This is a genomic window from Kineococcus indalonis (genome assembly GCF_009906395.1).
Taxonomy (GTDB): domain Bacteria; phylum Actinomycetota; class Actinomycetes; order Actinomycetales; family Kineococcaceae; genus Kineococcus; species Kineococcus indalonis.
Genome location: NZ_JAAALM010000175.1, coordinates 1 through 7299 on the forward strand (window position 1 = coordinate 1; position 7299 = coordinate 7299).

The window sequence follows — 7299 nt, forward strand, 5'->3', positions numbered from 1 at the left end:
ACCCGGGAGGACCGGGGGGAGGGGTGGGTGACGCCGGACCGGGAAGCGCCTCACGGCGCATCGCCGCTCGTAGCGGCTCCAGTTGGGACCCGGGGCTACCGCGGCCCGGCGCCACCCACCCATCGTAACGGCGCGGGCGCCGCGCGGCAGGCCGGGACGGTGCACCGCTCCGCGGCCGGTCCCCGTCCCGGTCCCTCAGCCCAGCTCGCCGGTGCGCCAGCGGTGCGCCACCGCCTCCAGCTGCTCGGCGGTGCGCAGCAGCCGGGCGGCCGAGCGCGTCAGGGCGGCCGCGGCGTCCTCGGGGCCGGCGTGCCGCGGCTCGTCGGCGTGGTGGGCGCGGCCCACCGCGACGATGCGGCAGAAGGCGGCGGCGCGCTCCAGGGTCACGGCGAAGTCGCCCTCGGCGACGCCGGTGAGCACGTCGTCCACCACCGCGACGACCTCCTCGGGGCCCGGGGGGTCGGCGACACCGGCCAGCACCTCCAGCACGGGCGTGTGCCGGCGGCCCTCGGCGTACTGGCGCGCCACCGACACCGGGGAGCGCTGCACCCAGGTGCGCAGCACGTACAGCCGCCACAGGGCGCCCGCCAGCGAGTCCGCCGGCGCGTCCGCCCACAGCGAGGCGATGACCTCCAGGCCCTCCTCCTGCGCCAGGCGCACCACCCGCCGCGTCACCTCGGCGTCCTGCGCCGAGCGGGCCCCGTGCACCAGGGCGCTCGCGGCCGCGTGCGCGGCCTCCTGCACGGCGGAGGGGTCCACCCCGCCGGCCAGGGCGACGAGCGCGTCGTCGCCCGGCATCGCGGGGCGGTGGTGGCGGCGGGGCGGCGGCGCGCCGGCGGGGTCGGGCACGCTGCGATGGTGCCACCGGCGCGCGCGGCGCGCGCGGCTCGCTCCCCCCGGTGCCCTCGCCGCTGCCCTCCCGGTGGGGTGGGCGGTCAGCCGGTGAAGGGCGGCGGGGGCGCGGCCATCGTGGCGCGCGGGCAGTCGCGCAGGCGCAGGCCGCCGTGGCGGAGCGCCTCGTCGCACAGGGACTCCACGCTCCAGCCCAGGTCGCTGCCGAAGCGGGTGACGGTCACGCGGTAGACGGTGATCTCGTAGCGCGTGGGCGTGCCGTAGGCGACGTGGATGCGGCCGATGAGCTCGGCGCCGGCGACGTTCTCCGGCCCGTTCCAGGGCCGGTCGTAGCGGCTCCACAGGCTGGGGCCGGTCTGCCAGACGCCGCCGTTCTGCACGTCGCGCAGCGCCAGCTCGACGAGCACCGCGCGGGCGGCCTCCTCGGGCACGATGGCGGCCGGCCGGATGACCTCGGAGACCTCGCCGGGCGCGGGGGGCTGCTGCTCGTCGTGCACGCGCTCCCATCGGCAGGCGCCGGCGGCACCTGAAGCCGCCGCCCGGGTGCCGGGGGCCACCAGCACGTGACCCGAAGTGATGCCTGTGTGACGGAGCGCGACACGCCGGGGCGGTGCGCCGCGCCGGGGTGGTGGTGCCGCGCCGGGGTGGTGGGGCATGATGACGGGACAGCACGTCCGGTAGTCGAGCGGACACGTTCACCTGCGCGTGGTGCGAGGTCGTTGGGGAAGGCGCCCTTCACACCGACGCAGAGGAGGACGGCATGTCCGGTGCGACCACCCGCGGCGTGCTCTACGTGCACTCCGCACCGCGAGCGCTCGTCCCGCACATCGAGTGGGCGGCCGGCGGTGTCCTCGGCGTGCGCGTCTCCTGCGACTGGACCGCCCAGCCCATCGCGCAGGGCTGCCTGCGCGCGGAGCACTCCTGGCAGGCGCCGCAGGGCTCCGGGGCCCGGCTGGCCTCCGCGCTGCGCGGGTGGGCCCACCTGCGCTTCGAGGTCACCGAGGAGCCCAGCCAGGGCTGCGACGGCGGGCGCTGGAGCCACACCCCCTCGCTGGGCATCTTCCACGCCGTCACCGACGTCCACGGCAACGTGCAGGTCCCCGAGGACCGCGTGCGCGCCGCCCTGGAGCTGCTCGACGGCCCCGCCGCCGACCCCGCCGCCGCCCGCCGCGCGCTGGCGCTCGCCGTGGGCGAGGCGTGGGACTGCGAGCTGGAGGTCTTCCGCCACGCCGGGGACGACACCCCCGTGCGCTGGCTGCACCACGTCGGCTGAGCACGGGTCGAGCGCGCGGCCGGGCGCGGCTCACGCCGAGGCGAACACCACGCTGACGTTGTGGCCGCCGAAGCCGAAGGCGTTGTTCAGGCCCGCCAGGCGCCCGGTGGCCGCCAGGGGCCGGGGGTCCTTGCGCACCACGTCCAGGGTGACGTCCGGGTCGAGGTCGTCGACGTTGATCGTCGGCGGGGCCAGCCGCTCGCGCAGCGCCAGGATCGTCAGGATGCTCTCCACCGCGCCGGCCGCGCCGAGCAGGTGCCCGGTCATCGACTTGGTCGCCGACACCGCGATGCCGTCGGCCGCCCCGCCCAGCGCCAGGCGCAGGCCCTTGTCCTCGGCCACGTCGCCGGCCGGGGTGGAGGTGGCGTGCGCGTTGACGTGCGCGATGTCGCCGGCCGCCAGGTCGGCGGCGTGCAGCGCGTCGCGCACGGCGCGGTTGACGCCCGCGCCCTCCGGCTCCGGGGCGGCGACGTGGTGCGCGTCGGCCGACAGGCCCGCGCCGAGCAGCTCGGCGTGGATCCGCGCCCCGCGCGCCCGGGCGTGCTCCTCGGACTCCAGCACCACGATGCCCGCGCCCTCGCCCAGGACGAAGCCGTCGCGCTGGGTGTCGAAGGGGCGCGAGGCCCGCGCCGGGTCCTCGTTGCGCCGCGACAGCGCGTGCATCGCGGCGAAGGAGGCGATGGGCAGCGGGTGGATCGCCGCCTCGGTGCCGCCGGCGATGACCACGTCCGCGCGCCCGGCGCGGATCATGTCCGCGCCGTAGGCCAGGGCCTCGGCGCCCGAGGCGCACGCGCTGACCGGGGTGTGCGCGCCGGCGCGCGCGGTGAACTCCAGGCTGATCGCCGAGGTCGGGCCGTTGCCCATGAGCATCGGCACCGTCAGCGGCAGGACGCGGCGGGCGCCCTTCTCGCGCAGCGTGTCGTAGGCGGTCAGCAGGGTCCAGATGCCGCCGATGCCGGTGGCGACCACCGAGGCCAGCCGCAGCGGGTCGACGTCGGGGGTCCCGGCGTCCGCCCACGCCTCGCGGGCGGCGATGACGGCGAACTGCTGCGAGGGGTCCAGCCGCTTGACCTCGCGGCGGTCCAGGACGTCCGCGGCGGGCACGGCGGCCTGGGCGGCGAACGTCACGGGCAGCTCGAACTCGTCGGTCCACGGCGCGCTGATCGGGCGCGCGCCGGACCGGCCGGCGAGCGCGGCCTCCCACGTGGAGCGGACGTCGCCGCCGAGCGGTGTCGTCGCTCCCATCCCGGTGACGACGACGCGGCGAGCGGTCGCGGTCATGGTCGGTCAACTCCTTCTCGAGCGGTGACGGCTGCGGTGCCGGGCCGGCCCGCGCGGTGCGGGCCGGCCGTGCGGCGGTGCGGGCTGCTCAGCCCTGGGCCTGGGAGATGTAGGCGACGGCGTCACCCACGGTGCGCAGGTTCTTGACGTCCTCGTCGGGGATGCGCACGCCGAACTTCTCCTCGGCGTTCACGACGATGGTCATCATCGACAGCGAGTCGATGTCCAGGTCGTCGGTGAACGACTTGTCGGCCTGGACGCTGTCGGTGGGCAGGCCCGTCTCCTCGTTCACGATCTCGGCGAGACCGCTGAGGATCTCCTGCTCGCTGGCCATGCGGGACTCCTTCGGTGGGGGTGCCGGGGTGCCGGTCACCTCGTCGGCCTGGTGCGCGGTGCAGCGCCCAGGGGTCTGGTGGGGGCCGCCGGGGGCGGCTCAGGGCAGGCGCACGACCTGCGCGGCGTAGGACAGCCCGGCGCCGTAGCCGATGAGCAGGGCCAGCCCGCCGGAGGGGGCGTGCCCGTCGGCCATCGCGCGCTCCATCGCCAGCGGCACGCTGGCGGCGGAGGTGTTGCCCATGTCGACGATGTCGCGGGCCACGTGCACGGACTCGGGCAGCTTGAGCTGCTTGACCATCGCGTCGATGATGCGCGCGTTGGCCTGGTGCGGCACGAAGACGTCGAGGTCCTCGGCGCGCACGCCGGCGGCGTCCAGGGCGCGCTGGGCGACCGGGGCCATCTGCCACACCGCCCAGCGGAAGACGGACTGGCCCTGCTGCTCCAGGTAGGGCCACTTCTCCGGCTCCTGCGCCGCGGCCTCGGCCGCGATCGGGTCGGCGGCCGCGGCCCGGGAGGCGCGCAGGTCCAGCCAGGAGAACCTCGAGCGGATCGCGTCGGCCTGCGAGCCGTCCGAGCCCCACACGGTCGGGCCGATGCCGACCTCGTCGGAGGCCCCCACGACCGCCGCGCCGGCGCCGTCGGCGAAGAGGAACGCGGTGGAGCGGTCGTGCTTGTCGGTGAAGTCGGACAGCTTGTCCACCCCCACGACCAGGACGTTGTCGGCCGTGCCGCCGCGCACGAGGTCGTTGGCCAGGGCGATGCCGTGGCAGAAGCCGGCGCAGCCGGCCGAGACGTCGAAGGCCGCGGCGGGGGTGGCGCCCAGGCGGTCGGCGAGCACGGCGGCGGCGGCCGGGGTCTGGTACGGGTACGAGACGGTGGCCAGGACCACCGCGTCGACGTCGGAGCCGGTCAGGCCCGCGGCGGCCAGCGCCTTGGCGGCGGCGTCCTCGGACATCTCCACCACGCCGACGTCCTGCGCCGCCCAGCGGCGGGTGCGGATGCCGGTGCGCTGCTGGATCCACTCGTCGGAGGAGTCGATCCAGGTGCACACCTCCTCGTTGTCGATCAGGCGCGGCGGTCGGTGGGCGCCGACGCCGAGGATGCGCGAGCTGCGCGCGGCGGGGGTGCGGATGTCGGTCACTGGGCGGCTCCTGCGCCGGCGGTCGCGGCCGGGGCCGCCCCGTGCTCGGCGATCACGGTACGGGCCCGCTCGAGGTCGGCGGGCGTCTTCACGGCGAGGACGTCGATCCCCTTCAGCTGCCGCTTGGCGAGGTTGGCCAGCGTCCCGGCGGGGGCCAGCTCGATCAGCGCGGTGACGCCGAGGCGGCGGAACGCCTCGGTGCACAGGTCCCAGCGCACCGGCCGGCTGACCTGCGCGACCAGGCGGCGCAGCAGCTCCGCGCCGTCGGTGACCAGCTCGCCGTCGGCGTTGGCGGCCAGCGGCACCGAGGCGGTGCCGGGCTCGACGCCGGCGGCCAGCTCGCGCAGCGCGCCGACGGCGGGGGCCATGTGCTCGGTGTGGAAGGCGCCGGCCACCTGCAGCGGCACCACGCGCGCCCTCGCCGGCGGCTCGGCGGCCAGCGCCGCCAGGGCCCCCAGCTCGCCGGCGGCGACGACCTGCCCGCCGCCGTTGTCGTTGGCGGCGGTCAGGCCCAGGCGCTGCAGCAGCGCGGCGACCTCGCCGGGGTCCCCGCCGAGCACGGCGCTCATGCCGGTGGGGCGGGCGGCGGCGGCCAGGGCCATCGCCCGGCCGCGCTCGCGCACCAGCACCAGGGCCTGCTCGGGGCTCAGGGCGCCGGCGGCGGCCGCGGCCGTCAGCTCGCCGACGGAGTGCCCGGCCACGGCGCCGGCGACGCGGGCCAGCTGCTCGGGGCCCTGGACGAGCTCGCGCAGGGCCACCAGCCCGGCGGCGACGATGAGGGGCTGGGCGACGGCGGTGTCGCGCAGCGTCTCGGCGTCGGAGACGGTGCCGTGGGCCACCAGGTCGGCGCCGACCACGGCCGAGGCCCAGCGCAGCCGGTCGGCGACGCCGGGCAGCTCCAGCCACGGGGCGAGGAAGCCGGGCGACTGCGAGCCCTGACCGGGGAAGACGAAGACGAGCACGCGTCGAGACTGCCGTGCGCCACCTGGTGTTCACGGTCACGACGCTCACGGACTTTCCCGGTGACAGTTGTGGGAAACCTACAAGGCGCGCGCACGGCGCCCCCGTGCCCACCACTGCGCGTGAACATCTCGTCACGGCGGTCCCGGGAGCCTCAGCCGCCCTGGCGCGCCCCCTCGCGCCCGGCGGCCGGCCCCGTCTGCGCCAGCCGGCCCAGCGCCAGGGCCACCTGCAGCACGAAGCGCTCGCGCGGCTCCATCGGCGTCCACCCGCACACCTCGCCGACCCGGCGCAGGCGGTAGCGCACCGTGTTGGCGTGCACGAACAACGTGCGCGCGCACGCCTCCAGCGACCCGCCGGACTCCAGGTAGGCGGCCAGCGTCTCCAGCAGCGCGCCGCCGGCGCGCGCCAGCGGCACGTAGGCGCGGTCCACCAGCGCCCGGCGCGCCGTGGCGTCGCCGGACAGCGCCCGCTCGGGCAGCAGGTCGTCGGCGTCCACCGGCCGCGGCGCGCCCGGCCAGCCGCGGGCGGCGACCACCCCGGCCAGCGCCGCGCGCGCCGAGCGCGCCGCCACCGGCAGCGAGGGCACCACGGGGCCCACGACCACGGGGCCGGGGCCGAACTCCGCGGCGGCCAGCTCCTCGGCGGTGGCGCGCACGTCGGCCACCCCGGAGAGCACCACGACCAGCCGGTCGCCCTGCACGCCCACCAGCGCCTCGCCGCCGGCGGCCCGGGCGGTGCGGCGCACCCGGGGCACCACCGCGCCGGGGGCCTGCTCGCCGGAGGCGCCGATGACGACGGCGGTGGGGGCGTCCAGGGTCCAGCCCAGCGCCGCCGCCCGGGAGGCGATGGTGTCCTCCCCGTCCCCGCGCAGCACCGCGTCCACCACCAGGGCCTCCAGGCGCGCGTCCCAGGCGCCGCGCGACTCCGCCGCCCGCGCGTACACCGCGGCCGCCGCGAAGGCGACCTCGCGCGAGTAGCGCAGCAGCGCCTCGCGGGCGCGCACCTGCTCGCCGGGGCGCGCGTCGCCGACGACGGCGTCCAGGCCCTCCTCCACGACCGTGATGGCGGTGCGCACCAGCTCCACGGTCTGCTGCAGCGTCACCGAGCGCATCAGCTCGCGCGGGGCGGTGCTGAACACCGCGGTCGCCGCGAGCACGTCGGGGTCGGGGTCGTTCAGCCAGCGCACGAAGTCGGTGAAGCCGGCCTGCGCCACCAGGCCCACCCAGGAGCGCTCGTCCGGCGGCAGCGCGGCGTACCAGGGCAGGCCGGTGTCCATGCGCGCGGCGATGGCGGAGGAGAACGTGCCGGCGGCCGCCTCCAGCCGGTGCACCGTCTCCACCGAGACGCCGGGGGCGCGCGGGGCGTCGGCCACGTGCGCCTCGGCGGCCCGGGTGCGCACGGTCTCCACCAGCGCGGTGAAGGCCGCCTCGTCGTTGGGGTCCTCGTGCAGGGT

8 protein-coding genes are annotated in these 7299 nt (G+C 77.5%); 1 reads left to right on the forward strand and 7 read right to left on the reverse strand.

From position 1 onward, the window contains the following. Positions 1–195: 195 nt before the first annotated feature. A complete protein-coding gene (locus GTR00_RS10415) occupies positions 196–849 on the reverse strand; it encodes a hypothetical protein (protein ID WP_205705498.1) in 654 nt (217 codons plus the stop codon). 86 nt (positions 850–935) lie between these two features. After that, positions 936–1349 (reverse strand): hypothetical protein, encoded by a 414-nt coding sequence (locus tag GTR00_RS10420; RefSeq protein ID WP_166611558.1) that lies wholly within the window; start codon positions 1347–1349, stop codon positions 936–938. Between the two features lie 263 nt (positions 1350–1612). Here GTR00_RS10420 and GTR00_RS10425 point away from each other — a divergent pair, with 263 nt between their 5' ends. After that, positions 1613–2125, forward strand: a complete 513-nt coding sequence (locus GTR00_RS10425) for a DUF3145 domain-containing protein (RefSeq protein ID WP_166611559.1) — start codon at positions 1613–1615, stop codon at positions 2123–2125. 30 nt (positions 2126–2155) lie between these two features. On the opposite strand, the gene GTR00_RS10430 is transcribed toward GTR00_RS10425, so the two are convergent. From GTR00_RS10430 to GTR00_RS10450, 5 genes are all read right to left on the reverse strand, one after another. Beyond that, positions 2156–3406, reverse strand: coding sequence for a beta-ketoacyl-[acyl-carrier-protein] synthase family protein (locus GTR00_RS10430; protein ID WP_166611560.1), 1251 nt, complete (start codon positions 3404–3406; stop codon positions 2156–2158). 88 nt (positions 3407–3494) lie between these two features. Continuing rightward, complete coding sequence (locus GTR00_RS10435) at positions 3495–3740, reverse strand: acyl carrier protein (protein ID WP_166611561.1); 246 nt, start codon at positions 3738–3740, stop codon at positions 3495–3497. Positions 3741–3839: 99 nt separating this feature from the next. Next, complete coding sequence (locus GTR00_RS10440; protein ID WP_166611562.1) at positions 3840–4883, reverse strand: beta-ketoacyl-ACP synthase III; 1044 nt, start codon at positions 4881–4883, stop codon at positions 3840–3842. Then, positions 4880–5845 carry an ACP S-malonyltransferase gene (locus GTR00_RS10445; RefSeq protein ID WP_166611563.1) on the reverse strand — a complete coding sequence of 322 codons (966 nt, stop codon included), beginning with the start codon at positions 5843–5845 and terminating at the stop codon, positions 4880–4882. Before GTR00_RS10445 ends, GTR00_RS10440 begins: the two co-directional genes overlap by 4 nt. Positions 5846–5997: 152 nt before the next feature. Continuing rightward, a partial coding sequence (locus GTR00_RS10450) for a PucR family transcriptional regulator (RefSeq protein ID WP_323132384.1) occupies positions 5998–7299 on the reverse strand: 1302 nt, incomplete at its 5' end.